The organism is Brevundimonas bullata, from assembly GCF_003350205.1.
Classification (GTDB): domain Bacteria; phylum Pseudomonadota; class Alphaproteobacteria; order Caulobacterales; family Caulobacteraceae; genus Brevundimonas; species Brevundimonas bullata.
Map to the genome: position 1 here is coordinate 1 of NZ_QLLC01000032.1, position 26,126 is coordinate 26,126.

At 66.8% G+C, this 26,126-nt stretch carries 22 protein-coding genes; 20 read left to right on the top strand and 2 right to left on the bottom strand.

From position 1 onward, the window contains the following. The first annotated feature begins 183 nt into the window (after positions 1–183). Positions 184–528: a hypothetical protein gene (locus tag DXK21_RS13385; RefSeq protein WP_114818274.1), complete on the top strand. Its 345-nt coding sequence runs from the start codon at positions 184–186 to the stop codon at positions 526–528. Here the strand turns inward: DXK21_RS13385 and DXK21_RS13390 are convergent, their stop codons facing one another. Further along, complete coding sequence (locus DXK21_RS13390; RefSeq protein ID WP_162790674.1) at positions 529–1,413, bottom strand: LysR family transcriptional regulator; 885 nt, start codon at positions 1,411–1,413, stop codon at positions 529–531. It lies immediately after the preceding gene. Between the two features lie 197 nt (positions 1,414–1,610). Here DXK21_RS13390 and DXK21_RS13395 point away from each other — a divergent pair, with 197 nt between their 5' ends. The 12 genes from DXK21_RS13395 (at position 1,611) to DXK21_RS13455 (ending at position 18,952) form a co-directional block, all read left to right on the top strand. Further along, positions 1,611–3,041 (top strand): aldehyde dehydrogenase family protein, encoded by a 1,431-nt coding sequence (locus tag DXK21_RS13395; RefSeq protein WP_114818276.1) that lies wholly within the window; start codon positions 1,611–1,613, stop codon positions 3,039–3,041. 11 nt (positions 3,042–3,052) lie between these two features. After that, complete coding sequence (locus DXK21_RS13400) at positions 3,053–4,801, top strand: thiamine pyrophosphate-binding protein (protein WP_162790675.1); 1,749 nt, start codon at positions 3,053–3,055, stop codon at positions 4,799–4,801. Then, on the top strand, positions 4,794–6,068 hold the full coding sequence (locus tag DXK21_RS13405) for a CaiB/BaiF CoA transferase family protein (protein WP_114818278.1): 1,275 nt from the start codon (positions 4,794–4,796) through the stop codon (positions 6,066–6,068). Before DXK21_RS13400 ends, DXK21_RS13405 begins: the two co-directional genes overlap by 8 nt. Next, positions 6,065–6,949 carry an HpcH/HpaI aldolase/citrate lyase family protein gene (locus DXK21_RS13410; RefSeq protein WP_114818279.1) on the top strand — a complete coding sequence of 295 codons (885 nt, stop codon included), beginning with the start codon at positions 6,065–6,067 and terminating at the stop codon, positions 6,947–6,949. The genes DXK21_RS13405 and DXK21_RS13410 overlap by 4 nt, the downstream gene beginning before the upstream one ends. Before the next feature lie 49 nt (positions 6,950–6,998). Further along, on the top strand, positions 6,999–9,800 hold the full coding sequence (locus tag DXK21_RS13415) for a TonB-dependent receptor plug domain-containing protein (RefSeq protein ID WP_162790676.1): 2,802 nt from the start codon (positions 6,999–7,001) through the stop codon (positions 9,798–9,800). A gap of 66 nt (positions 9,801–9,866) precedes the next feature. Next, a complete protein-coding gene (locus DXK21_RS13420; RefSeq protein WP_162790677.1) occupies positions 9,867–10,748 on the top strand; it encodes a ThuA domain-containing protein in 882 nt (293 codons plus the stop codon). 20 nt (positions 10,749–10,768) lie between these two features. Then, on the top strand, positions 10,769–12,724 hold the full coding sequence (locus tag DXK21_RS13425) for an outer membrane protein assembly factor BamB family protein (protein ID WP_162790678.1): 1,956 nt from the start codon (positions 10,769–10,771) through the stop codon (positions 12,722–12,724). Between the two features lie 90 nt (positions 12,725–12,814). Next, positions 12,815–14,128, top strand: coding sequence for an MFS transporter (locus tag DXK21_RS13430; protein WP_114818282.1), 1,314 nt, complete (start codon positions 12,815–12,817; stop codon positions 14,126–14,128). Between the two features lie 230 nt (positions 14,129–14,358). Beyond that, positions 14,359–14,658 (top strand): hypothetical protein, encoded by a 300-nt coding sequence (locus DXK21_RS13435; RefSeq protein WP_114818283.1) that lies wholly within the window; start codon positions 14,359–14,361, stop codon positions 14,656–14,658. A gap of 21 nt (positions 14,659–14,679) precedes the next feature. Beyond that, positions 14,680–16,701, top strand: a complete 2,022-nt coding sequence (locus DXK21_RS13440) for a TonB-dependent receptor (protein WP_114818284.1) — start codon at positions 14,680–14,682, stop codon at positions 16,699–16,701. A 250-nt stretch (positions 16,702–16,951) separates the two neighbouring features. Beyond that, complete coding sequence (locus DXK21_RS13445; protein WP_162790679.1) at positions 16,952–17,701, top strand: hypothetical protein; 750 nt, start codon at positions 16,952–16,954, stop codon at positions 17,699–17,701. 483 nt (positions 17,702–18,184) lie between these two features. Next, complete coding sequence (locus DXK21_RS13455; RefSeq protein WP_162790680.1) at positions 18,185–18,952, top strand: IclR family transcriptional regulator; 768 nt, start codon at positions 18,185–18,187, stop codon at positions 18,950–18,952. Positions 18,953–18,956: 4 nt separating this feature from the next. On the opposite strand, the gene DXK21_RS13460 is transcribed toward DXK21_RS13455, so the two are convergent. Beyond that, positions 18,957–20,147, bottom strand: coding sequence for an NAD(P)/FAD-dependent oxidoreductase (locus tag DXK21_RS13460; RefSeq protein ID WP_114818288.1), 1,191 nt, complete (start codon positions 20,145–20,147; stop codon positions 18,957–18,959). Between the two features lie 124 nt (positions 20,148–20,271). On the opposite strand from DXK21_RS13460, the gene DXK21_RS13465 reads away from it, so the two are divergent. The 7 genes from DXK21_RS13465 to maiA all read left to right on the top strand — a co-directional run bounded on the left by DXK21_RS13465 (position 20,272) and on the right by maiA (position 26,116). Next, a complete protein-coding gene (locus DXK21_RS13465; RefSeq protein WP_211306036.1) occupies positions 20,272–21,522 on the top strand; it encodes an aromatic ring-hydroxylating dioxygenase subunit alpha in 1,251 nt (416 codons plus the stop codon). Beyond that, a complete protein-coding gene (locus DXK21_RS13470; protein WP_211306037.1) occupies positions 21,519–21,998 on the top strand; it encodes an aromatic-ring-hydroxylating dioxygenase subunit beta in 480 nt (159 codons plus the stop codon). Before DXK21_RS13465 ends, DXK21_RS13470 begins: the two co-directional genes overlap by 4 nt. Continuing rightward, complete coding sequence (locus DXK21_RS13475) at positions 21,995–22,324, top strand: non-heme iron oxygenase ferredoxin subunit (RefSeq protein ID WP_114818289.1); 330 nt, start codon at positions 21,995–21,997, stop codon at positions 22,322–22,324. The genes DXK21_RS13470 and DXK21_RS13475 overlap by 4 nt, the downstream gene beginning before the upstream one ends. A 3-nt stretch (positions 22,325–22,327) precedes the next feature. Continuing rightward, on the top strand, positions 22,328–23,383 hold the full coding sequence (gene gtdA, locus DXK21_RS13480; protein WP_114818290.1) for a gentisate 1,2-dioxygenase: 1,056 nt from the start codon (positions 22,328–22,330) through the stop codon (positions 23,381–23,383). After that, on the top strand, positions 23,380–24,075 hold the full coding sequence (locus DXK21_RS13485) for a fumarylacetoacetate hydrolase family protein (protein WP_114818291.1): 696 nt from the start codon (positions 23,380–23,382) through the stop codon (positions 24,073–24,075). The genes gtdA and DXK21_RS13485 overlap by 4 nt, the downstream gene beginning before the upstream one ends. Positions 24,076–24,147: 72 nt before the next feature. Next, positions 24,148–25,482 carry an MFS transporter gene (locus DXK21_RS13490; RefSeq protein WP_114818292.1) on the top strand — a complete coding sequence of 445 codons (1,335 nt, stop codon included), beginning with the start codon at positions 24,148–24,150 and terminating at the stop codon, positions 25,480–25,482. 4 nt (positions 25,483–25,486) lie between these two features. Continuing rightward, positions 25,487–26,116: a maleylacetoacetate isomerase gene (gene maiA, locus DXK21_RS13495; RefSeq protein WP_114818293.1), complete on the top strand. Its 630-nt coding sequence runs from the start codon at positions 25,487–25,489 to the stop codon at positions 26,114–26,116. Positions 26,117–26,126: the final 10 nt, after the last annotated feature.

Sequence of the window (26,126 nt, forward strand, 5' to 3'; positions counted from 1 at the left end):
TCCAGGATCGCCGATGGGCTCAGCCGAACAAGGCGGCCTTCACCGGAGGGGTACGTCGGTTCGGGAGGTCCGCTTAATGCGGGGAGTTTCGGGCGCCCACAGAGTTCTGCGTAGCGAGCTGGATTTCAGCGTGCATACTGCCGTCTCCTGCAGCGTTTTGTGATTGCGGGGAAGGAGGGTGTGATGAAGGGGACTATCGTTTGTTTGGTCGGTGGCGTGGTCTTGGCCGGGGGGCTGGGCGCTATGACGAGGGCACCGCAGGAGGCGCCGTCTTCGCCGCCGCTGGCCGCCGCCGCGCCGAGCGCTCTGCCTGACGGCGCAGGTCGGGAGATGACCCAGCGCGTCTGCGGCCAGTGCCATTCCGCGGGCATGTTCGCGACACAGCGTCATACTCAGGATGAATGGAACCAGGTCATTTCGCGGATGATCGCCAAGGGCATGACGGCGTCCGAGGACGATCTATACGAGATCTCGGACTATCTCGCTGAAAACCTTGGCAAGGCAAAAACCGGCGCTGCCGGCGGCTGATCAGACATCGTCGCGTGTAATTCCATAGCCGTTGGCGAAGGCGTCGCGGATGGCCCGAACGCGCCGATTGTCGGCGTCGCCGTTACGACAGACGAAGGCGATCTGACGCGTTGGCGTGCTGACGCCCAGCGGGATCTGGCGCACAGGCGCCCGCACGGTCGGGGCGACCGGCAGGCGCGGGATGATCGACACGCCCAGACCGGCTGACACCATGGCCAGCACGGCCTCGATGGACTCCAGCTCGAAGCGCGGCCTAGTGCCGGGCGAAAGACGGTGCAGGTGGCTGGCGGCGGTGCGTCCGCTGGTCAGCGAGGTGTCGAACTGGATCCAGTCGTAGCGCGCGATCAGGGCCTCGGCCGTGGTCTCGGTGCTGTCGGGCGGCGCCACGAAGACAAAGGGCTGCCGTTCCAGATCCTGCCAGTTCAGGCGGCTGGAACCGCCCGAGGTGGGGCGAATCAGGGCGGCGCCGTCGAGGCGCCCGGCTTTCAGGTGATCGAGCAGCTCGCCGGAGTCGCCCTGGATCACGCGCACGGCCAGTCCGGGATGGCGGTCGCCGATCTCCCGCAGAACGAGAGGGATCATTGTGGGTTGGAGCGAGCGAATCGCCCCGATGACGACGCGGCCTGACAGGGCGGCGGAATGGCGCGTGCGTGCCTCTTCGACCGCATCCAGCGCGGTGCGAATGCTCTCGGCCAGATCGCTGGCCAGGGGCGTGGGGCGCACGGTCCGCCCCGAACGGTCGAACAGGGGCTGGCCGACATACTCCTCCAGCCGCTTCATCTGCAGGCTGACGGCGCTGGGGGTCAGACCCATGTCGTCCGCGGCGCTGGCGAAACTGCCGTGCCGCAGGACGGAGTTCAGGGTCATCAGGAACTCGAACTTCAAGGCTCTCTCCCGTGCAGGGCCGGCGCCGTGAGCGCTTAGTGAGATCGATACATAACGAAACGTCATCTATCGATCCAGCAAACGTCACTATTTCTTGAGTTTGACGGTCGTTACCAATGGTCTCGACCGAGCGATGGGGCAACCCGCCGATCGGCAGGGTCTCATCGCTCGAAGAGGCGAGGGACAGGGAAGAGGCAATGAAACAAGACCATCAGATCAGAATGCTGATCGACGGACAGTGGACAGAGGGCGAAGGCGCCGTTGTCACGGTCGTCGACAAGTTCACGGGGGCCGAGCTGGGCCGCCTGCGGTCGGCGTCGCCGGCCCAGGTCGAGGCGGCGGTGGCCGCCGCCCGTGCAGCGTTCAACATGGTTCGCCTTGAACCCTACGAGCGCAGCCGCCTGTTAAATCGGGTCGGCGATCTTATCCTGGCCGACCGCGAGGCCCTGGCCGATATGATCGTCGCCGAGTCCGGCGTGCCGTGGAAGGATTCCAGCAACGAGGTGGTTCGCACAGCCGAGACCTTCCGCGTTTCGGCCGAGGAAGGTCGCCGTCTGGCGGGCGAGATCGTGCCGATCCAGGGGGCGTCGGGCCAGTCGGGCCGCATGGCCTATACCCTCCGCGTGCCGCGCGGCGTGGTCGGCGGCATAAGCTCTTTCAACTCGCCGCTGAACATGGTGGCGCACAAGGTGGCGCCGGCTCTGGCCTCGGGCAATGCGGTCGTGTTCAAGCCGCCGGTCGCTACGCCCCTGTCGGCGACGCGCCTGTTCGAGCTGATGCTGGAAGCGGGGATTCCCGGCGGCCTGATCAACCTGATCCACGGCGGCGGGGCCGAGGTCGGCGCGCCCCTGGCGGCCCATTCGGGCGTGGACTTCTTTACCTTTACCGGCAGCACCCCGGTCGGCAAGGCGATCAGCGCCAGCCGGGGAATGCGCGCCACGGCGCTGGAGCTGGGCAGCATCGCCGCCACCATCGTCTGCGCTGACGGTGATCTGGAGCGGGCGGCCGTGCGTTGCGCCCAGTCCGGCTTCCGTCGTCAGGGGCAGGCCTGCACCTCGACCCAGCGGCTGTTTGTCGAGCGCTCGGTCATGGACCGCTTCCTGCCCATGCTGCTGGAACAGGTTCAGGCGCTGAAGGTCGGCGACCCGCGCGACCACGCCACCGACGTCGGCCCCATGATCAGCGAGGCCGAGGCCGTGCGCGCCGAGACCTGGGTGCGCGAGGCGACGGATCGCGGCGCACGGGTTCTGACCGGCGGCGAACGGCGCGGCGCCATCCTGACGCCCACGGTCCTGACCGACGCCGATCCCGCCTCGAAGGTGCTGTGCGAGGAGATCTTCGCCCCGGTCTTGACGGTGCTGCCGTTCGACACGCTGGACGAGGCCATCGAGCGCGTGAACGCCACGTCGTTTGGCTTGGCTGCGGGCCTGTTCACCCGCGACCTCAGTCGCGCCCTTAAGGCGGCCGAGCGGCTGCACGTCGGGGTGGTTCACCTGAACGAAGCCTCCAGCAGCCGCGTCGATCTGATGCCGTTCGGCGGCGTCAAGGACAGCGGCGTGGGGGTGGAAGGCCCCCGCTACGCCATGCGCGAGATGACGCAAGAGCGTCTCGTCACGATCACCCTGTGATGGATTTGAATATGTCAGCAGACAGCGTAACCGGCGCCATTTTCATGGCCCAATGCCTGAAGGACGAGGGGGTCGAGAAGGTCTTTGGCCAGTGCGGCCACACCAACTACGCCCTGATTGACGCCTGCGACCGGCTGGGCATCGAATATGTCTCGTTCCGTCACGAGCAGCAGGCCGTTCACGCCGCTGACGCCTATTATCGCGTGTCGCGCAAGCTGGCGGTCATCAACGTCCACCTGTCGCCCGGCCTGACCAATACCGTGACCGGCGTGGCCTCGGCGGCGATGGACGGAACGCCGATGCTGGTCATCACCGGCAACACCCCGACCTATCACCACCCCCGCGAGGCGCATCAGAGCATGCGCCTGCACGCCGACGCGTCGCAGGGCGACATCTTCAAGCCGATCTGCAAGCGGGTCTGGCGCGTGGACGACGCCCGCCATCTGCCCGACGTCATGCACCGGGCCCTGAACATCGCCCAGACCGGACGGCCCGGGGCGGTGCTGCTGGACATCCCGATGGATGTCTTCGCCCAGAAGATTTCGGCCGAGGCCCAGACCCGCTCGCGCCGTCCCAACTTCGCCCGGCCGATGGGCGACGCCGAGGGCGTGGCCGAGGCCGTCGCCATGCTGAAGGCCGCGGCCAATCCGGTCATCTTCGCCGGCAACGGCGTGGCCCTTTCCGGCGCCTACGACGCGCTGAAGGCGCTGGCGGAACAACTGGGCGCGCCGGTGGCCACCACCCTGGTCGGCAAGGGCGTCTTCCCCGAGAAACATTCTCTGTCGCTGGGCACGACCGGCATCTGGGGGGCGCGCGTCGCCAACGACATGACGCGGACCGCCGATGTCATCCTGGCCGTCGGCACGGCCTTCGGCGAGGCGGATTGCAGCTCCTGGCGGCCCGAGCACACCTTCAACATTCCGGGCACGAAACTGATCCAGATCGATCTGGACCCGCAGGAGATCGGCAAGAGCTATCCGGTCGATATCGGCATCGTCGGCGACGCCCGCGCGACCCTGGCTCAGCTTTCGACGGCCCTGGGCGATAAGCCCCGCCCGTTGACGGTGGTCGAGGCACAGCGCGCGCGGCTGGACGCCGCCAAGGCGGCCTGGCGCGAGGAGCTGAAGGAAACGCAGGAGATCGACACCAAGCCGATCCACCCGGCGCGCCTGCTGAAGGTCCTGTCTGACGCGGCTCCGGCCGACGCCATCTTCGTCACCGATGTGGGCTGGAACAAGAACGGCGCCGGCCAGCAGTTGGAGATCCAGGGGCGCAACGGCTTCCTGACCAGCGGCGGCATGGCGACCATGGGCTATTCCCCCGCCGCCGCCGTCGGCGCGGCCATGGGCGCGCCGGATCGCAAGGTGCTGGGTCTGGTCGGCGACGGTGGTCTGATGTCGGTGCTGGGCGCGCTGACGACGGCGGTCGAGCTGGATATCCCGGTGCTGTGGGTCCTGTTCAACAACTTCTGCTACTCGACTATCCGCACCGTCGGCACGACCTATTTCAATAACAAGCAGGGCACGGAATTCCGCTCGCGGGACGGAGAGCTCTACAACCCCGACTTCCAGCTTCTGGCCAAGTCGTTCGGCATCCAGTCGGCCCTGATCGAGGAGCCGTCCGATCTGGAGGCTGGCGTTCGCGCCGCCATGGCTGAGCGCGGTCCCTTCCTGCTGGAAGTGCGCACGCGCGGCGATGTGCCGATGCCCCGCACCGGCTACTGGGATATTGCCGACTTCCTGGCGACCGGCAATGACTGACGGCCCGCCGCTTCTTCAGGGTCTCCATCGACGGGACTATCAGCCAGACGCTGTCGGCCCGCTGGACGGGGTTCGGGTGCTGGACATGTCGCGCCTGTTCGCGGGCAATGTCCTGACCCAAATTCTGGGTGACTTCGGCGCCGAGGTGATCAAGGTCGAGCCGCCTGCGGGCGATACCCTGCGCGGCTGGAAGACCAAGGGCGTCTCGACGCACTGGAAAATCTACGCGCGCAACAAGAAGAGCCTGGGTCTGGACCTGCGCAATCCGCAGGCGACGGACATCTTCCTGAAGCTGGTCCCGAGCGCCGCCATCCTCGTCGAGAGCTTTAGGCCGGGCGTGCTGGAGAAGATGGGATTCAGCCCCGAGGTGCTGCACGCGATCAATCCCAGGCTGGTGATCGTGCGGGTCTCCGGCTGGGGGCAGGGCGGCCCCTATGGCCAGCGGCCGGGCTTCGGCACGGTGATCGAGGGCATGTCGGGCTTTGCGGCCATCAACGGCTTCGACGACCGCGAGCCGGTGCTGCCGCCCATGTATCTGGCGGACGGCGTGGCCGGCTCCTACGGCGCCTCGGCGGCGCTGCTGGCCCTGCGCGAGGCCGAACGTCCCGGCGGCAAGGGACAGGTGATCGACCTGCCGCTCTATGATCCTCTGTTCGCCCTGCTGGGTCCGCAGGCAGCCAATTACCGACTGTCGGGCCAGGCGCGCAAACGCGAAGGCAGCCGGTCCAGCAACTCGGCGCCGCGCAACGTCTATCGCTGCCGGGACGGCAAGTATGTCGGCCTGTCGGGTTCGACCCAGACCATGGCCATGCGCATTCTCAAGGCCATCGGGCGCGAGGACATGATTTCGGACCCGCGCTTCGCCACCAACGCCGACCGACTGGCGAATGTGGTCGAATTGGACGCCGCCATCGGCGACTTCATCGGGCGTCACGATCAGGCGGAGCTGGTCGCCCTGATGGAGGCTGCCGAGGTCACGGTCGGCCCGATCTATGACATCGCCCAGATCATGCAGGACCCGCACGTCATCGAACGCGAGATCCTGGCCGACTATCCCGATGCCGAACTTGATCTGCTGCCGATGCATCACGTGGTGCCGCGTCTGTCCGACACGCCCGGGTCGATCCGGGCAGCGGCGCCGGCTCTGGGCGAGCACAATGCCGAACTGCTGGCCGAACTGGGTCTGGATGAGGTTCAGGTCGCCTGCCTGATCGCCGAGGGCGTCGTCGCCGGCGCTGCGGTCGCTCGGGCGGAGGACGCGGCATGACCACGGTCTGGCGTTCGCTGCAGTATGTTCCGGCCCATCGCGACAAGCATGTGACCTCGTCGCGACTGGCCCAGGCGGACGGCGTCATCCTCGATCTCGAGGACGCGGTGCCGACCGAAGACAAGACCGCTGCGCGCAAGGTCCTCAAGTCGGCGGTGAATGCCGTCGGGCGCTGGGGCGCGGACGTGCTGGTGCGGATCAACGCCGAGCCGGACCTGGCGGACGCCGATATCGCCGCCGCTGTGGCCGCCGGCGCTGTCGCCCTGGTCGTGCCCAAGGTTGAGAGCGCTAACGACATCCTGCGTCTGGAGCCGGTCATCGCGTCGGCTGAACGGGCGGCGGGGCGAGAGGTCGGCGCGACGCGCCTGGTGGTTCTGATCGAGACCGCCCGCGGCTTCCTGTCGATGTCGGCCAGCCTGGGGGCCAGCGCGCGGATCGCTGCGGTCAACCTGGGCAATGAGGATTTCGCGCGTGACCTGGGGGTCGAGCCGTCAGAGGAACTGCTGACCTATCCGCGTCAGCAGATGATCATCGCCGCCGTGGCGGCCGGGGTTCTGCCCCTGGGTCTGGCGGGACCGGCCACGCGCTTTGACGACCTGGACGCTTATCGTCGGCTGGCCGAGCGGTCGCGGCGGCTGGGCCATGTCGGCGCCACCTGCATCCATCCCGATCAGATCGCCGTGTTGAACCAGGTCTTCGCGCCCAGCGAGGCCGAGGTGTCCGAGGCCCTGGCGATCGTGGACGCCGCCCGCATGGCCGGGCAGGGCGCCTTCGCCGTCAACGGCAGGATGATCGACAAGCCTGTCCTGAGTAGAGCGGTCGGAGTGCTTGACCGAAAGAGTTCAATAGAGAGCAAGTCTAAATCTAGTTCAAACAAATAAAACAAAAAATGGCGACTCAAAAAGAAGTCGCCAATATGGGGAGTATGCAATGCGTAAGGAAGAGCGGAACTCGCTGCCTGGCAGCGAGGGGAGAAACATTCGTCGTATTCTGATGGGAACCGCCGCAGCGGTTGGAATTTTGTCGGCCGGCCCGGTTCTGGCCCAGGAGCAGGAAGCCGCGCCGGAACCAGAACAGGCGGTTCAGGTCGAGGACATCGTCGTCACCGGCACGGCCATCCGGGGGGTGGCTCCGGTTGGGTCGGCCACAGTCGGCATGTCGCGTGAAGACCTGGTCCAGGCCCCGGCGCGCGACGCCAGCGCCCTGGTCGCCAGCCTGCCGCAGGCTTCCAGCCAGGGCACGACCCTGGCCTCGTCTGGCGGCAGGGCCGCCGGCGTCAACCTTCGCGGACTGGGCAACAACGCCACCCTGGTCCTGTTCGACAGCCGACGCGTCGTGCCCCAGGGCGGCAACGCCCAGGTGTCCGACCCCAACCTTATTCCCTTCTCCGCCATCGAGCGGGTCGAGGTCGTCACCGACGGCGCCTCGGCCATCTATGGCTCGGACGCTGTGGCCGGCGTGGTCAACTACATCACACGTCGCAACTACGACGGCGCCGAGGTCACGACCCGCTACACCAACTCGCTGTATAATCAGTATGTTATCGATGGGGTGATCGGCAAGACCTGGGCTGGCGGCAGCGCCATGTTCGCCGGTTCTTGGGACAAGAACGACAGCGTTCCACGCAGCGAGCGTGACTATATGATGCAGGATCTGCGGCCCTTTGGCGGGAATGACAACCGCCTGATAGGGACGACCGTCTATCCCGACGCGCCCGGCGCTCTGATCATCGGCAACACCGTCTATGGCCTGCCGAACACCAATGGCGCTGTGCCGACGGCGGCGGATGTGATCGCCCTGAGCGGCGATCCGGAGCTGTTTGATTCCTCGTATCTGTATGACTTCTACACGGCTCGTGAACGCCATGCGGCCATGTTCAAGCTGCGCCAGGAACTCGCCCCGGGTTTCGAGGTGGGCTACACGGGCATCTATAATCTGCGGACCAATGAATCGCGCTCCGGCGACGGGTTCGAACGGGTGGCCATCCGCCTGACGCCCGGCAGTCCCTACTATATTCCGGGCATGCCCAACCCGACGGCGAACCAGACCGTCGTCTATAACTACTCGCTCAACAATCCCGACACCTCGCGCGATCAGAAGAATCGCGAGGAGACGATCAACCACTCGATCGACATGACGCTGGAGCTGCCGAAGGACTATCGGTTCTCGGGCCTGCTGACCTACGGCAAGACCGACTCGTGCAACGTCTGCCAGCCGCAGGTGAACACGACTGTGGCCAACGTCATCGCCAGTAATGCGTCGTGGGGGTTCAATCCCTTCCTGCAAGGTCCGCAGGCGGGTGCTCAGGCTCTGGTCGGCGGCTTCATCCAGCAATACGACACCGTGCTGCTCGACGCGGTGGGCAAGGTGGACGGGGTTCTGTTCGACCTGCCGGCCGGCGCGGTTCGTCTGGCGGCCGGCGCGGAATATTCGCGCTATAAGCTCTATCTGAAGGCGCAGAACACCCTGAACCTGGCGGGCGACTATCAGGTTTCGCGCTTCACCAAGAGCGATCGCGATGTGAAGTCAGCCTTTGGCGAAGTCTTCGTGCCGATCGTGTCGAACGACATGGGTGTGCCCTTCATGCAGTCGCTCGATCTGAGCGCCGCCGTTCGTTACGACAGCTATTCGGATGCGGGCGACACCACCAATCCCAAGATCGGCCTGACCTGGCGGCCGACCGATGAACTGCTGATCCGCGGCAGCTGGGGCACGTCGTTCCGGGCGCCGACCCTGATCGAGGCAAACCCGGCCACGGTCGGTCAGACCAACCGGGTCTATGTCAGCAATGGCCTGAACGATCCGACCATCCCGATCACTAATGTGTCCTCGGGTCAGAGCGCGGTCCTGTCGCGGACCGGCAACACCGAGGGGCTGCGGCCGGAATCGGCGACCATCTGGTCGCTGGGCGGGGACTATCGTCCCAACTACCTGCCGTCGCTGAAGCTCAGCGTCACCTACTACAACGTGAGATACGAAGATCGGATCGAAAACCTTCCGAACCAGACGCTGATCCTGTCCAGCCCGGAAAACCTGGAGCTGTACAAGGACTTCTTCATCAAGGCGCCGCAGCCGACGACCTGCGTCAACGGCGATTACTCGACCTATAATCCGGCCTATCTGCCCTGGCTGACCGACAAGAACGCGGTCTTCTCGCCTTCGACCATCAACGACTGCTCCATGGTCGGGGTCATCGCCGGCGGACGTCTCAACCTGGGCGAGGTGAAACAGAGCGGGCTCGATTTCGGCGCCAACTATCTGCACGAGACGGCGTTCGGCGACTTCACCTTCAACGCCAGCTTCTCCAAGGTTCTGAACCTCGAGAAGAGCGTGGTCGCAGGCGGTCCTCTGTTCGACGCCCTGGACACCTATGGCTTCCAGGTGTCCGAGCGCGGACGTTTCAACGTCAACTATCGTCGGGGCGGGCTGAGCGCCAACCTGAGCGCCAACTACGTCGGCTCCTACCTGAATAATGCGACCATCACCGTGAACGGGGTCAAGCTGCCCGAGACGGAAGTCCCGACCTGGACGACCTGGGATGCGGGCGTGGCCTATTCCTTCGAGGACGGGCGCTTTGGCGGCGTGCTCGACGGGGTTCGTCTGGCGGTGAACGTCCAGAACCTGTCCGACGAACAGCCGCCCATCGTGCTCAGCGGCACGACGGCGGTGGACCTGGGCAACCACAACCCGTTCGGACGGGTCTGGTCGCTGGAGCTGACCAAGGCGTTCTGAGCCGGCTTTGACCGGGGGCGGCGAGGGGCCGCCTCCGGTCGAGGTGTTTTTCTGAGGAGGGACCAAGTGATCAAACTGAAGATGAGGCTGGCGGCGCTGATGACGGCGACAGCCGTCTGGGCGGGTGCAGGCCTCGCCGCCGCCCAGGCGCCCGCGCCGGGCCAGGCCATGGCAGACCCCTATGCCGGACAGAAGAAGCTGCTGGTCATCGCCGACGTCCAGACCGGCTTCCATCACGACTCGATCAATCACGCGATGGCGGTGATCGAGCAAATGGGGCGCGAAAGCGGGGCCTATGTCGCCTTCCTTCGCACCGACTCCCAGTTGATCACCCGTGAGCCCATCCTCGGGACCGGGACGCGCTATGAGGGGCGGCCTGTCAACGCTCGCAACCTCAACTATTTCGACGCCGTCTTCCTGTTGAGCAGCGGCTCGGGCAACCTGTCCGACCAGCAGAAGGCCGACCTGCTGGCCTTTGTCAAAGAGGACGGCAAGGGCTTCATCGGCGGCCACGCCGCGACGATCGCCTTCTATGACTGGCCTGACTACGGTGAGATGATCGGCGGCTTCATGGCCGGCGAGTATCGGGTGGAGCCGACGGGCGTCATCGTGCAGGACCCGCATTTCCCCGGCGCGGCAGGCCTGCCGACCACCATCACCGACCAGTTTCCCTATATGGGCGCGCCCTATGTGAAGGGGGGCTTCCACACCATCCTGCGCCTTGATCCGTCGCGGCTGACGCCCGAGCAGCTGGCGCGTCGTCCTGATGACGACTTCCCGGTCGCCTGGGCCAAGACCTACGGCAAGGGCCGGGTCTTCGTCAGTTCGATGGGCCACGTCGAGCAGATCTGGGACGACCCCGCCGTCCGCACCTTCCATCTCGAAGGCATCAAATGGGCCCTCGGCCTGACCGACGCCGACGTCACGCCCGACGCGCCCCAACAATGAAAATCGCAAAGGAACGCCCCATGACCAGACGCTCCCTGAAAGGCGTCGGCGCCTGCCTGTCGCTGATCCTCATGGCCGGAACCCCGGCTCTGGCCCAGACCGCTGGCGCCCCGACTGACGACGGCAGGACCTGGCGCAGCTATGGCCAGAACCCCGGCGCGACCAACTTCTCGCCCCTGACGCAGATCACGCCCGACAACGTCGGCCAGCTGAAGCGCGCCTGGACCTTCCGTTACGGCGGCGGCACGGACGAGGAGGGCGACCGGGGTCTGGATCACCGCTGGGAGGTGACGCCGCTGGTGATCGACGGCGTGATGTACGTCTCGACCCCGACCAATCCGAACCTGCCCGTCCTCAAGTCCACCATCACCGCCCTGTCGCCCGAAACGGGCGAGGTGCTGTGGAAATGGGAATCGGACCGCAACATCCACGGTCGCGGCATCGCCTGGTGGCCGGGCGACGAAACCCATGGCCCGCGCATCATCTTCGCCACCGACAAGGGCTATCTGGCGGCGCTGGACGTGCGCACGCGTCAACTGGCGACGGACTTCGGCCAGAACGGCCAGGTCGACGCCTATGTCGGCGTGGCGTCCGAGGTCGTGGGCGAGAGCCGGCGCGACACCTTCACCATTCCCAACCCGGTCGCCATCTACAAAAACCTGATGATCACCGGCGCTCGCCCCGGAGAAATGGGGCCGCCTGGACCGCGTGGCGACGTGCGCGCCTGGGATGTCCGCACCGGAGAACTGGTCTGGTCTTTCCATACCGTGCCCCAGCCGGGTGAGGCCAACCACGAGGGCTATGTCGGCGATGAATGGAAGGACCGCAGCGGCGCCAACGTCTGGTCGACCATCACCATCGACGAGGAAAACGGCATCGTCTTCGCTCCCGTCGGCGACCTGAACGGTCGGGCCCAGGGGTCTGAGCTCTACGCCAACAGCATCATCGCCCTCGACGCCCAGACCGGCGCGCTGAGGTGGCACCATCAGGTCACGCACAAGGACCTGTGGGACTGGGACATGCCGACCCCGCCGGTTCTGGTGAACTTCCGTGAGGGCGACCGTACCATCCCGGCCGTGGCCCTGACCGGCAAGCAGAGCCTGCTGTTCGTCTATGACCGCCAGACCGGGCGTCCCCTGCATGAAATCGAGGAACGGCCGACGCCGCGCAGCGACGATCCGGCCGACGTCGCCTGGCCGACCCAGCCCTTCCCGGTGCGACCCGGCCCGCTGGCGCGTGTGACCATGACGCGCGACGAAATCCCCAACATCACGCCCGAGCAGCACGCCTATTGCACCGCCTTCTGGGACGAGAACAACATCCAGGTGACGGGCCTGTACGGACGCCCGCTGATGACGCGCGGCACCCTCAGCTTCCCCTCGACTCTGGGCGGTCCGAACTGGGGCGGTCCCTCCTACAGCCCGACGTCTGACGTCTTCATCGTCAATGTTCAGAACATGGGCCAATTCCGCGCCGCCGGTCCGGTGACGCCGATCTTCGGCGGGCCGCGTCCGCCGCGTCGTCGGGGGCCGGTTGATCCGAGCGCGCCGATCACCCAGTCGGGCTTCAGTTACCGGATCGATGCCGACACCATGCTGCCGTGCACGCCGACGCCCTGGGGCGAACTGGTCGCGGTCGACATCAGCAAGGGCGAGATCCTGTGGCGTGCGCCGCTGGGGACGATCCCGGGTCTGAAGACCGATGTCGCCACGGGCGCGCGCAATCTGGGCGGCAATATCCAGACCGCCGGCGGCCTGGTCTTCATCGGCGCGACCAACGACCAGACCTTCCGGGCCTTCGACGCCCGCACCGGCGAGGTGAAGTGGTCGGTCGAGCTGGACGCCAGCGCCCATTCCACGCCTGTCACCTACCTCGGCAAGGACGGCAAACAATATGTCGTCGTGACCGGGGCAGGGGGCACAGCCGTCGCCGCCAGACGAATGTCGGACACCCTCAACGCCTTCGTCCTCCCCTAGCGCCGACCGCCCCGCGAGGCCTGACGGTTTCGCGGGGCGCCTCCCGATCCGACGTCTGTCGGACCGTCCTATAGTCAGTGGATTATCCCAATGGACGCAGCCCTGCCCGTCACGCCGCCCAAGCGGACCCATGCGCGATACGTCGTGCTGGCCCTGATCGCCGTCGGCACCATGATTAACTATCTGGACCGCTCGCTTCTGGCGGTCGCGGCGCCGCGCATGGCCGAGGATCTCGCGCTGGGCGCGGCCACCATGGGCGTCCTGTTTTCGGCCTTTTCGTGGAGTTACGCCCTGGCCCAGATTCCGGGCGGGATGTTCCTGGACCGCTTTGGCGTCCGACTGACCTACGCCCTATCGGTCGGGGTGTGGTCGATCTTCACCGGCTTGCAGGGAGCGGCCACCGGCCTGACCTCGCTAATCATCTATCGCCTGGGACTGGGCGCCGCCGAGGCGCCATGCTTCCCGGCCAACAGCCGTATCCTGGTCGCCTGGTTCCCGCAGGGCGAACGCGCCCGCGCCCAGAGCGTCTATTCGGTCGGCATGTATTTCGGCATCGCCTTCCTCAGCCCGGTCCTCTTCTGGGTGACGGGGACCTTCGGCTGGCGAGCGCTGTTCATCATCGCCGGCGTGATCGGCGTATTGTTCGCAGGTCTGTGGTGGTGGGTCTATCGCGACCCGGAGCACAGCCGCAGGGTCAATCAGGCGGAACTGGATCACATCGCGGCGGGCGGCGGTGGTTTGTCCTCCGCGACCGGCAAGACGCCCTTCTCGTGGAAACAGATCGGCTGGCTGCTGAGCAAGCGCCAGATCCTGGGCGCCTCGATCGGCCAGTTCGCCACTAACGCCACCCTGGTCTTCTTCCTGACGTGGTTCCCGACCTATCTGGTGGTCGAGCGCGACATGCCCTGGCTGAAAGTCGGCTGGATGGCGGTGCTGCCCTTCATCGCCGCCTCGGTCGGCGTGGTCTTCGGCGGTCAGTTGTCGGACGCCCTGGTCAAGCGCAGCGGCTCGGCCACCTTTGGCCGCAAGCTGCCGATCGTGGCCGGTCTGCTGTTGTCCTCGACCATCATCTCGGCGGCCTTCCTGAAATCCGACGCCCTGGTGATCGCGGTCATGTCGGTCGCCTTCTTCGGCCAGGGCATGTCCAACCTTGGCTGGACCCTGATCTCGGATGTCGCGCCCAAGAGCCTCATCGGGCTGACGGCGGGGGTGTTCAACTTCTGCACCAATCTGGCAGGCATTGTGACGCCGATGATGATCGGCTTCATCGTCGCGGCCACTGGCTCCTTCTTCGGCGGCCTGGCCATGATCGGCGTCCTCGCTCTGATCGGCGCCTTCTCCTACACCTTCCTGGTCGGGCGGGTGGAACGCATCGCAGAACCGACTGCGGCGGAGGCGGCGTGATGGCGATGCGTCCTGTCTCCATCCCGCGATTGGGCGCGGGTGTCGCGTTCATCCTGGCCGTGGGTCTGTCCGCTTGTGAGCCGTCCGATCCGGCGGATGGGTCTCACAAGGTCGTAGCGGCTGAGGCCGTTCCGGCGGCGCTCCCTGCGCACGGTTTGGTTGAAGCGCCGGCTCTCCCGCCTGAAGTTGCGTTGCCGGTCGAACCTGCACCTGAACCTGAGGCTGTCGTCGTGTCAGCAGCCCCGACCAAGGCCACGCCGCCGGTTCAGGTGGTCGCCCCGCCGGCCCCGGCGCCTCAGCCGGTCAAGGCGGTGGTTCAGCCCGGCGTCCTGCCGCAGGGGGCGGGGCGCAACGTGGCTCAGCGCCTGTGCGGCACCTGCCATTCTCTGGTTCTGGTCACAGCCAACGGCCACACAGAGGCGGAGTGGGATTCCATCGTCGCTCGCATGGAGTCGAACGGGATGCAGGCCTCGGCGGACGACATCAACACGGTCATCGACTATCTGTCGAAGGCGCTGCCGCCACGCTAGGCGAACGACAGGGAAGTTCGAGTGATAGAGTTCCAGCCGCAGACCACCTCTGTCGACGACGTCATCGTCACCGCCGCGCGCTTGCCGCCGGCGGCGGGAGAGGCGGCCTTCTCGGTGATCCGTTTGGGCGAGGAGACGCTGTCGACCTCCACGCGTCTGGACGAGGCTTTGGCGACGGTTCCGGCGGTGTCCCTGTTCCGGCGCACCTCCAGTCTGGCGGCCAACCCGACGACGCAGGGGATATCCTTGCGCGCCATCGCGCCATCGGGCGCCGGGCGGACGCTGGTGACGCTGGACGGCGTGCCGCTGAACGATCCCTTCGGCGGCTGGGTGATCTGGTCGCAACTGCCGACTGAAAGCATCGAGAGCCTGGACATCGTGCGCGGCGCCGGGGCCGGCCCTTACGGCGCGGGCGCCCTGACCGGGGTGATCCAAGTGAGAGAGCGCGAGCGCGGCGGGGTGCTGGACGCCTCCATCGCCGAGCGTGGCGGGGCGCGGCTGGCGGGGTCAGGCGGCGTCGACGCCGGGTCGGCGCGGCTGACCGGGTCGGTCCTTTATGAAACCAGCGACGGCTATGTGCCTGTGCGCGGCGCGGCGGCGGGGGCCGCGGACACGCCGCTGGATCTGGAGGCGAAGAGCGCTTCCCTGCGCGCGGATCTGCCCTTGGGCGAGGCCGCCCTGTCGCTGCGCGCGGGCGCCTATGAAGAGGATCGCGGCTCCGGTCTGGCCGGCGCCCGCTCGACCGCCAGCGGCCATGTGCTGTCTGCCGCCGTCGCGCGGCAGGCGACGACCGAACAGGCGGGCTGGCGTTTGCAGGCCTGGCGGCGAGAGAGCGATTTCGCCAACACCTCGGTCGCCGTGGCGGCGGATCGGGTGACGACGACGCCCGCCAATGATCAATACGAGACGCCAGCCACGGGCTGGGGCGTGAACGCCGCCCTGCGCGGCCGCCGTGAGGGTCTGCTGGGCGGACGCGCGGAATGGGAGATCGGCGCCGACGCCCGCTTCAGCGAGGGCGAGACGCACGAACGGTTCCGCTACATGGTCGGAGACTACACGCGAGACCGCATCGCCGGGGGCGAGACCTCGGTGGCGGGCGTCTACGGCGAGGGCTCGCTGGAGAACGGGCCGTGGCTGGTTGCCGGGGGCTTGCGTCTGGACGGCTGGAAGAACGAGAACGGGCGTCGGCTGGAGCGTGATCGGGCCACCGGCGCGCCGACGCTGGACGAGGCCGATCCCGAACGCTCGGGCGAGGTGGTCAGCGCCCGTCTGGCGGCGCGGCGGATGATCGGCGGCGGCTTGGCGGCGCGCGCTGCGGCCTATTCCGGCTTCCGCCCTGCCACCCTGAACGAACTGCATAGGCCTTTTCGCGTCGGCAACGATCTGACCGAGGCCAATGCCGGTCTCGTCCCTGAAACCCTGCAAGGCGTCGAGGCCGGCCTGGCGTTCGAGGGGCCCATTTCGGCGCTGACGGCGACCCTGTTCTGGAACCGGATCGAGGACGCCATCGTCAACGTCACCATAGGCGAGGGGCCGGGAACCTTCCCCCGCGCGGGCTTCGTGCCCGCCGGCGGCGTGCTGCGCCAGCGCCAGAACGCCGGGACCATTGAAGCGACGGGCGTCGAGATCAGCGCGCGCCAGACCCTGCGCGGGGGGCTGGACCTGATCGGCGCCGTGTCGATCACCGACGCCCGTGTGGACGGCGGATCGGTCGCTCCGCAACTGACCGGCCTGCGCCCGGCCCAGGCGCCGATCTGGAGCGCCTCGGCCGGTATCGACTGGCGCGCCAGCGACCGCCTGAGCCTGGCGGCCCGCGCGCGCTACGAGAGCAAGCGGTTCGATGACGACCTGAACAGCCGCGTCCTCGGGGCGGTCGTGACGGCGGATGTCCGCGCCGACTGGAGGGTCAATGACACGTCGTCGCTGTGGCTCGTCGCCGACGACCTGTTCGACGTCGAGGTCGAGGTGTCGGAGACCGGGACAGGCGTTGAGGGCCTCGGCCCCCCGCGCATCCTCAGCGCCGGCGTAAGGCTGATTTACTGAAGCTGAAGGTCCGAGTTCCGACTGTGTTTCAACGTCCGTTGCGGAAACCTATGAGTTATGCAGCACGTCGTTGGGGAATCCCTAGATGTCGATGGGACCTAGGCGAGTCAGGCGGGATTTCATTGCCGTAGACCGCAGGTGGAAAACCCGCGACTTCAGCCGCGCAACCTTCTTTGGAGATCGCCGTTCTCCGCATCGGAGGGCTTTGTTCATGCGACAGGTTTGTGGGTGGACATCACTAGCCGCTGCCTTGGCGGTCGCCGGCGTCGCTGTGGGGCAAGAGCATCCTGATCCCCGATGGCGGGTGAACATCAGCCCATATGTCTGGGCTAAGTCCACGGAAGGCAAGTTGCAGGGGGCGGGTCTATCCTCTCCCATCCATGTGCCCTTCTCGGAAGCCTTCGAAAAGGTGGAGGGCGTCTTCATGGGCGAAGTCTCCGTCGAAGGCGCGCGCTGGGGCGGCTATGTCGACTATCAGGGCACGGACAGTCGGGATGAGCGACGCGTCATGGGTTTGCCGCTTGAGGCCGACATTCGACTACGAAGCCTGACTGGAGCCGTCTACTATGTCGCGCACGAGGAAGAACTGGGCGGCCGCACGGTGCATGGCGCGCCGCGTCTGTTTCGCATTCGCCCCCTTGCCGGCGCCAGATGGTCGAGAGCGCGAGCCGACCTCGCCGTGCCCGGACTGATCGAGGTCGGTAAACAGGCCGAGTGGACTGATATCATCGTGGGCGTCCGCACGGACGCCGACCTCAATGCGCGCTGGAAGCTCACGGGCCACCTGGATGTCGGCGGCTTTGATCCAGGTGATCGGTTCAGCCTGAACGCGCACGCCTCGCTCGGCTATCGTACGGTCGTGCTGACACGACCGGCGCTGCTGCGCGTGGGCTATGCAGTGCTCTTTCAGGAGTACGAGCAGAGCGATTTCACCGGCGACCGCTTCGTCTGGAACATGACGGGGCACGGGCCGACGGCAGGGGTTTCGATCACGTTCTGAACAGCGAAGGACAGATCAAGATGAAGGCGCGTGGCGTAAAGGCAATAGTCGGGATTGCGGCGGCAGGGACGACCTAACGGAAGCCTGCACCCGACTAGGGCCAAGACTCATAACCACCATGAGGCGATAGCGGTCAAAGCCACGGCAGCGGCATAGGTGCAGGCGAGTTTGTCGTATCGGGTCGCCACGCGGCGGATACCGGGACGGCCTGTATCAGGTCGGCGGCGAAGGGAGCGTGGCCGCGCTGGCCTGGCGTGACGAGGAAGGCGACCAGGCGCCCCAGCCCGTCGATCAGAGCGTGCTTTGGGACCGGCCGCGCTGCGCAGAAACTCTGCCCGTAAATCAGCATCACCTAGCCGCAGTCTCCAGTCAAACTCGGTGAGTTTGAGGCTTGCCAGTAAGGTGATGGCGCGGATCAATGCGGGTGCGCGGGAACAAAAGACTGTAGGTTGGCGCCGACAAACGCGGCGGTGGGCAAGACGGATGAGCGAAGCAGGTGAGCGGCGGCAGGGGATTCAGTCCGTGGGCATCGGCCTGCGCGTGCTGGAGGTTTTGGCGTCGCAGAACGGGGCGGCGGCGCTGGGGGCCATAGCCCAGGCGTCGGACCTGTCGGCGTCGCAGGCGCATCGCTATCTGGCCAGTCTGATCGCGGCGGGCATGGCGCGCCAGGATGCGGCGACGGGGCGCTATGAGCTGGGTTCGGGGGCGCTGCGTCTGGGGTTGGCGGCCTTGTCGCGGATGGACAGTTTCCGCGAGGCGGCGATCGCATTGACCGACTATGTCGTCGAGACGGGGCGGACGGTGCAGATGGGCGCCCTGGGCCCGACCGGACCGATCGTGGTGCGCTGGATCATGGGCACGCCCGCCATCTCGACCTCGCTGATGGTGGGCTCGCCCCTGCCGCTGCTCAGCTCGGCGACGGGGCATGTGTTTCTGGCCTTCCGGCCCGAGGCGGCGACGCGGCAGATGGTCGAGCGCGAGACACAGCCTCAGTTCCAGCCGGTCGATGTCCAAGGCCTGCGCGAGCGGGTTCGGCGCGAGGGCTATTCCGCCATGCGCGGGGATCTGATCCCCGGCCTGCGGGCCACCGCCGTGCCGATCTTCGACCTGCAGGGCGAGGCGATTTTCACCGCCACGGTGCTGGCCACCGACGTGTTCAAGCCGGAATACGACGATCAGGCGCGCGAACGCCTGATCGAGGTCTGCGACGAGATCACCCGGGCGACGGGCGGGGTGCGTCCGTCGATCTGACGGCTCAGGTGGCGACCGCCTTGCGGAGGTCGGTCGTCGGATCGCTGGCCGTTTCCGCGATCAGGATCTTGCCCATCAGGCGACGGGCCGCGGCGAAGTCGCGCGGTTGGTCCAGGCAGACGGCGCCGACCAGAGCGCCGTCGCGCAGGTAGAGGCGCACCGTTTCGCCGCGTGACACGACCGCGTCGCCCGCCGCCGGATCGCCGAGGATCTGCAGGTTGTGCCCGCACTGGGCGGTCCAGAACCAGGGTGTCGGTTCGATCTCGGCGGGCTGGCCCATGATGGCGAGGGCGGCACCGCGGGCCGAGGTCTGGGCGTGGGCCCAGGTTTCCATGCGGGCGGCAGCGCCATCCCGCTTCCGGGCGGTCAGGTCGCCGACGACGAAGATGCGGTCGTCGGCGGGCGAGCGGTAATCCTCGCCGACCAGAACCCCGCCCGCGACCGGCAGGCCCGCCGCCTCGGCCATTTCGGTCGAGGGAATGATGCCGATGCCGACAACGATCAGGTCGGCCTCAATGGTCGAGCCGTCGTCCAGCCGCGCCAGAACGGAATCGTCGGCGGAGTCTTCCAGCGCTTGCAGCGACCGTCCCAGCTTCACATCGACGCCGATGCGCGCGTGGGCGGCGGCCAGCCACTCGGCGGCCTCGGCGGGGACGTTGCGGCCCAGCAGCCGCTCGCTCGCCTCGATCACCGTGACGGTCAGGCCCAGACCGCGCAGGGTCGAGGCGGCCTCCAGCCCGATCACGCCGCCGCCGATCACCAGGGCGCGGGCGCCGGGCGTCGCCGCCGCTGCAATGGCGCGGGCGTCGTCGGCGGTGCGCAGATAGCGGATGGCGGGATGAGCGGGCAGGGGCAGGCGACGCACGCGGCCCCCCATGGCCAGGACCAGCTTGTCGAAGGGCTCGACCGAGCCGTCGGCCAGCCGAATCTCGCTCCTGTCGCGGTCGATGGCGACGGCCTCGACGCCCAGTTTCAGGGTCACGTCCAACTCGGCCCAGCGTTCCGCAGGAGCCAGCCAGACCGGATCGGCCTCTTCGCCGGACAGGTATTCCTTGGACAGGCTTGGACGTTCGTAGGGGGGGTGGGCCTCGTCGCCGATGACGAAGATTGATCCCGAAAAACCGAGCTCTCGCAAGGCGATAGCGGTCGCGCCGCCAGCGTGTCCGGCCCCCAGGATGACGATGCGTTCAGCCATTTGTGATCTCCATCGGACGTTGCACTAGATGCAACGCATTTGACATAGATCAAAAACCACGACACCAATGCGGTCAACGGCGACATGAGATCGCTGCTTCGAATTCTTCTCCGGGAGCTTTTCAGTGAACATCCCCGTACGCCCGCCGGAGGGCGAGAACCGCCGCGCATGGCCGGCCGACGTCGACGCCGCCGTGCCCTACTGGGTCTATACGGACCCCGCGATCTACGCCGAGGAACTGCAGAAGATCTGGTACGCGCCGCACTGGCTCTATGTCGGTCTGGAGTGCGAACTGGCCGAGGTCGGCGACTGGAAGACGACGACCCTGGGCGAGAAGCCCTGCGTCATGGTCCGTTCGGGCGAGGACGAGATCTCGGTCGTCGAGAACCGTTGCGCCCACAAGGGCGTCAAGTTCTGCCAGACCCGCACCGGCCATTCCAAGGAGCTGATCTGCCCCTATCACCAGTGGTCATATGCGCTGAACGGCGACCTGCAGGGGGTGCCCTTCCGTCGCGGCGTCAAGCGCCAGGGCGGCATGCCGTCGGACTTCGATCCCAAGGACCACAGCCTGAACAAGCTGCGTGTCGAGGTCGTCAACGGCGTGGTCTGGGCCACCTTCTCGGACGAGACGCCGCCCTTCCGCGAATATCTCGGCGAGAAGTTCTGGAAGCACTATACCCGCGTCTATGACGGTCGGAAACTGGAGGTGCTGGGCTACAACCGTCAGCACATCCCGGCCAACTGGAAGCAGATGCAGGAGAACATCAAGGACCCCTATCACGCGGGTCTGCTGCATGTGTTCTTCGCCACCTTCGGCCTGTTCCGCGCCGACCAGAAGTCGGCCGTCGATATCGATGACGAGGGCCGTCACGGCATCCTGATCTCGCGCAAGGGCGAGCAGGAAAAGACCGAGGCCATGGCCGACATCCGCAACTTCCAGGGCGATCTGGTGCTGGAAGACCCCCGCGTCATGGACGTGGTGCAGGAGTTTCCCGGCGAGGAAACCGTCGGCATGATCACCATCTTCCCCAGCGTGATCCTGCAACAGCAGGTCAATTCGCTGACGACCCGTCAGATCGTCCCCAAGGGGCCGGGCGGCTTCGATTTCCACTGGACCCACTGGTGCTACGCCGACGACACGCCGGAGATGCGCCTGCGCCGCACGCGCCAGGCCAATCTGTTCGGTCCGGCGGGCTTCGTCTCGGCCGACGACGGCGAGGTGCTGGAAATGACCCAGCAGGGCGCCGCCGGTTCGCCGGACGAGCACTTCATCCTGCAGATGGGCGGTCGCGAGATCGCGCCGACGGATCATCAGGTCACGGAGACCGCCGTGCGCGGCATGTACCGCTACTGGCGCAAGGTGATGGGCCTGTGAGCGAGACCATGATCATCGCCCGCGACGAAATCCGCGACCTGTACGACGCCTATTACGGCGTGCTCGACGACGTCGATCTGCACGCCTGGCCAGATTTCTTCACCGAGGACTGCCTGTACCGGGTGATCCCGCGCGAGAACCATGAGGCCGGCTATACGCTGTGCACCATGCAGGCCGAGAGCCGCGGAATGCTGAAGGACCGGGTGACAGGCCTGACGCGGACCCAGATGTATGCGCCGCGCTACTATCGCCGCTTCCCCACCGCGCCGCGCGTGACGGCACAGGACGAGGCGAGCGTCAGCGTCCGCCACAACCTGCTGGTGGTGCAGACCCTGGTGGACAAGCAGTCGGACATCATCCTGTCCGCCGTCTGCCACGACCGCATCGTCCGCGACGGCGACCGCCTGCGCTTTGTCGAGCGCGTCGTCGTCTTCGATTCCGAAATGATCCCCAACAGTCTGGTGTACCCCGCATGACCGAAGCCGCGACCCTGTCGTGGGTGGCGACCTTGCCGCCCTCGGCCCTCGAAGAGCACGGCGTGGCCAAGGCCAGCGCCAACGGCGTGAGCGTCGCCCTCTATGTCGTCGATGGCGAGTATTTCGCGACTGCCGACCTGTGCACCCACGGCCAGGCCAGCCTGTCCGACGGCTTCCTCGACGGCGAGTTGATCGAATGCCCGCTGCATCAGGGCACCTTCAATGTGAAGACCGGCGCCCCCGTCGATGCGCCTTGTTCGGTCGCCGTGCGCAGCTTCCCGGTCAAGCTTCAGGACGGTCTGCTGCACGTCGGCATGGAGGGTTGAGGCGTGACCGAAGTCCTGTCCAACGACCAGCAGTCACAGCTGAACGCCCTCTATGAGCAGATGGAGCCGGAAGGCCTCTATCCCCTGTGGGAAAAGCTGTCGGCCCTGGTCCTGCCCCAGCCGGATTCTCCGGCCAAGGTGCACAAGTGGTCCTATGACAAGGCCCGCGACTACCTGATGCGCGCCGGCGATCTGATCAGCGCCAAGCAGGCCGAGCGCCGCGTGCTGATCCTGGAAAACCCCGGCCTGCTGGGTCTGTCGTCGATCACGCCCAGCCTCTATGCCGGTCTGCAACTGATCCTGCCGGGCGAGATCGCCCCGGCCCACCGCCACGCCCAGTGCGCCCTGCGCTTCGTCATGGAGGGCGGCGGCGCCTATACTTCGGTGGATGGCGAGAAGGCGGTGATGCAGCCCTTCGACCTGGTGCTGACGCCGGGCGGCCAGTGGCACGACCACGGCAACCCGACCGAGACGCCGATGATCTGGCTGGACGGGCTGGATATCCCGACCGTCCGTCACTTCGACGCCAGCTTCGCCGAGGGCTATGCCGAGGACCAGTTCCCGGAGCAGGCCCCGGCCGGCGACAGCCTGAACCGCTATGGCCGCAACATGCGTCCGCTGAAAGGCCACACGGCGGATCGGCGCCCGGCGCATCAGCCGCTGTTCCACTACCCCTACGCCGAGTGGCGTCCGGCGCTGGACGCCATGGCCGAGAGCGGCGCCGAGATCGACCCGCATCTGGGCCACGCCCTGGAGTTCATGAACCCGGTCAATGGCGGGCCGATCATGGCCACCATCTCGGCTCATGTCCGACTGCTGCCGGAAGGCTTTGAATCCAAGCCGCGCCGCTCGACCGACGGGACCATCTTCGTGGTCGTCGAAGGGACCGGCGAGGCGGTGATCGAGGGCGAGACCATCACCCTGAAGCCGCGCGACATCGTCGTCGTGCCGTCGTGGAAATCGGTCGCCTTCAAGGCGTCCAGCCGACTGGTCCTGTTCGGATACTCCGACAAGGTCTGTCAGGAAAAACTGAACCTCTACAAGGAAGAGAACGCATGAGCCTGCTGTTCCAACCGCAAGCGCCCGTGCTTGCCCCGACCAACACCGGGGATGAATTCCCGGTCCGCCGCATCTTCTGCGTCGGCCGTAACTACGCCGCCCACGCCCGCGAGATGGGCCGCGACCCGGACCGCGAGCCGCCCTTCTTCTTCACCGCCTGGGCCGAGACAGTGGTGCTGGACGGGACGACCATCGCCTATCCGTCGAAGACCGAGAACTTCCACTACGAGGCCGAGCTGGTCGTCGCCGTCGGCAAGGGCGGTCGCAACATCGCCGTCGAGGACGCGCTGGATCACGTCTGGGGCTATGCCACGGGCCTGGACATGACGCGTCGCGACCTGCAGCTGGAAGCTCGCGCCCAGGGCCGTCCGTGGGACACGGGCAAGAACGTCGAGCAGTCGTCGCCGTTGGGCCTGATCCACAAGGCGGGCGAAGGTTTTGATCCCGAACACGGCAAGATCGAACTGACCGTCAACGGCGAGGTCAAGCAGACGGCGGACCTGGCCGACCTGATCTGGCCAGTGGCGGACATCGTCGCCTACCTGTCGGGTCTGTGGGAGATTCAGCCCGGCGACCTGATCTACACCGGCACCCCCGCCGGCGTCGGCGCGGTGGTTCCTGGCGACGCCATGACCGTGACCATCGACGGCCTGACCCCGCTCAATATCAAGGTCGGCCCGCCCGCCGCCTGATCCTTTTCACTTGCATCATCAACACACGGAGAGGCGCGCGACAGACGCGCCCTCCGCAGGAGGACGACACATATGGCAGCCATGGGTGAGGGGGGCGGAAACGCCGTCATCGACCGGGCCAAATTCGGCCCGCTACAGTTCGGCGTCACGGCGCTGTGCTTCATCATCGCCATGCTCGACGGCTTCGACACCCAGTCGATCGCCTTCGTCGCGCCCAAGATCGCCGAGGACTGGGGCCTGGCCCCGTCGGCGTTCGGACCGATCTTCGCCATCGGCCTTCTGGGCCTGACGGTCGGCGCCTTCACCCTGAGCCCGGCGGCGGACAAGTTCGGCCGCAAGACCATCATCCTGATCTCGACCTTCATCTTCGGCCTGTTCGCCCTGCTGACGGCCTTCGCCGGATCGATGAACGAGCTGCTGATCTACCGCTTCATCACCGGCGTCGGCCTGGGCGCCGCCATGCCCAACATCATCGCCCTGACCAGCGAGTATGGCCCGGCTCGCCTGCGTGCGACCCTGGTGACGGTCATGTTCTGCGGCTTCCCCCTTGGCTCGACCATCGGCGGTCTGGTCTCGACCTGGCTGATCGCCACCTGGGACTGGCATTCGGTCTTCGTCGTCGGCGGCGTCCTGCCGCTGCTGCTTCTGCCGGTGCTCTGGTTCATGCTGCCGGAATCGGTGCGCTTCCTGGTCGCCAAGGGCGCGCCGGAGCACAAGATCGCCCCCATCGTGAAGAGGATCGACGCCGACGCCTCGGTCAGCGAATTCATCGCCGGCCTGAAGCACGAGCAGACGTCGGCGGCCAAGGGCTTCTCGGTCTTCCAGCTGTTCCGTGAAGGCCGCACGCCGGTGACCCTGCTGCTGTGGGTCGCCTTCTTCATGAACCTGCTGGTCATGTACTTCCTGGTGAACTGGCTGCCGACCCTGCTGAAGGGCGCCGGTCTGCCGCTCAGCATGGCCATCCTGTCCACCGCCACCCTGAACCTCGGCGGTGTCGTCGGGGCCATCGTCCTGGGCCGGATGATCGACAAGATCAGCCCCTACGTCGTCCTGGGTTCGGCCTATGCCGCCTCGGCCGCCTTCATCGCCCTGCTGGCCTTCGGCGGCACGAACCTGACGGTCCTGCTGCTCGGCGCGGCCCTGTCCGGCTTCGGCGTCGTCGGCGCCCAGATCGGCTGCAACGCCCTGACGGCGGCCGTCTATCCGACCGCTATCCGTGCGACGGGCGTGGGTTGGGCCCTGGGCGTGGGCCGCATCGGCGCCATCGTCGGCCCTCTGGTCGGTGGCGTGCTGCTGGCCGCCGGCTGGAGCCCGCAGAACCTGATCCTTCTGGCCGTCATCCCCGCCGTGATCGCCTCGATCGCGGTCTTCACCCTCGGCGGCGTGCGCCGCCGCGCCGGAGTCTGACCCCATGATCCTGCACGGTTATTTCCGCTCCACGGCCTCCTGGCGGGTTCGTATCGCCCTGGGCCTCAAGGGACTGGAGGCCGGGCAGGTCATCCACCACCTGCGCAAGGGCGAGCAGCGGGCGCCGGAGTATCTGGCGCTCAACCCGCAGGGGCTGCTGCCGTCTTTCGTCACCGACGACGGCGCGGTCCTGACCCAGTCGCTGGCCATCATCGAATACCTCGACGAGACCTCGCCTGCGCCGTCGCTGCTGCCCGCCGATCCGGTGCAGAAGGCCAAGGTTCGGGCCGTGGCTCAGGCCGTCGCCTGTGACATCCACCCGGTGCAGAACCTCAAGGTGCTGCAACGCCTGCGCGACCTCGGTCTGGGCGAAGAGGTGGTTCAGGACTGGGCCTCGACGGTCATCGAGGAAGGCCTTGACGCGGTCGACAAGCTGCTGGCCGACCAGCCGGGCCCCTTCGCTTTCGGCGACGGCCCGACCTTGGCCGACCTGTGCATCGTGCCGCAGCTGGGCAACGCCCGTCGCTTTGGCGTCGAGGTTCGCTGGCCACGCCTGCTGGCGCTGGAGGCCGCCTGCCTCGAACTGCCCGCCTTCCAGAACGCCGCCCCGGGCAAACAGCCCGACGCCGAATAATCACCCCAAT

Excerpts from the sequence above, each read along its gene's own strand:
- DXK21_RS13385 (WP_114818274.1), top strand. The coding sequence starts at position 184 with ATGAAGGGGACTATCGTTTGTTTGGTCGGTGGCGTGGTCTTGGCCGGG.
- DXK21_RS13395 (WP_114818276.1), top strand. The coding sequence starts at position 1,611 with ATGAAACAAGACCATCAGATCAGAATGCTGATCGACGGACAGTGGACA.
- DXK21_RS13400 (WP_162790675.1), top strand. The coding sequence starts at position 3,053 with ATGTCAGCAGACAGCGTAACCGGCGCCATTTTCATGGCCCAATGCCTG.
- DXK21_RS13405 (WP_114818278.1), top strand. The coding sequence starts at position 4,794 with ATGACTGACGGCCCGCCGCTTCTTCAGGGTCTCCATCGACGGGACTAT.
- DXK21_RS13410 (WP_114818279.1), top strand. The coding sequence starts at position 6,065 with ATGACCACGGTCTGGCGTTCGCTGCAGTATGTTCCGGCCCATCGCGAC.
- DXK21_RS13415 (WP_162790676.1), top strand. The coding sequence starts at position 6,999 with ATGCGTAAGGAAGAGCGGAACTCGCTGCCTGGCAGCGAGGGGAGAAAC.
- DXK21_RS13425 (WP_162790678.1), top strand. The coding sequence starts at position 10,769 with ATGACCAGACGCTCCCTGAAAGGCGTCGGCGCCTGCCTGTCGCTGATC.
- DXK21_RS13430 (WP_114818282.1), top strand. The coding sequence starts at position 12,815 with ATGGACGCAGCCCTGCCCGTCACGCCGCCCAAGCGGACCCATGCGCGA.
- DXK21_RS13455 (WP_162790680.1), top strand. The coding sequence starts at position 18,185 with ATGAGCGAAGCAGGTGAGCGGCGGCAGGGGATTCAGTCCGTGGGCATC.
- DXK21_RS13460 (WP_114818288.1), bottom strand. The coding sequence starts at position 20,147 with ATGGCTGAACGCATCGTCATCCTGGGGGCCGGACACGCTGGCGGCGCG.
- DXK21_RS13475 (WP_114818289.1), top strand. The coding sequence starts at position 21,995 with ATGACCGAAGCCGCGACCCTGTCGTGGGTGGCGACCTTGCCGCCCTCG.
- DXK21_RS13485 (WP_114818291.1), top strand. The coding sequence starts at position 23,380 with ATGAGCCTGCTGTTCCAACCGCAAGCGCCCGTGCTTGCCCCGACCAAC.
- DXK21_RS13490 (WP_114818292.1), top strand. The coding sequence starts at position 24,148 with ATGGCAGCCATGGGTGAGGGGGGCGGAAACGCCGTCATCGACCGGGCC.
- maiA (WP_114818293.1), top strand. The coding sequence starts at position 25,487 with ATGATCCTGCACGGTTATTTCCGCTCCACGGCCTCCTGGCGGGTTCGT.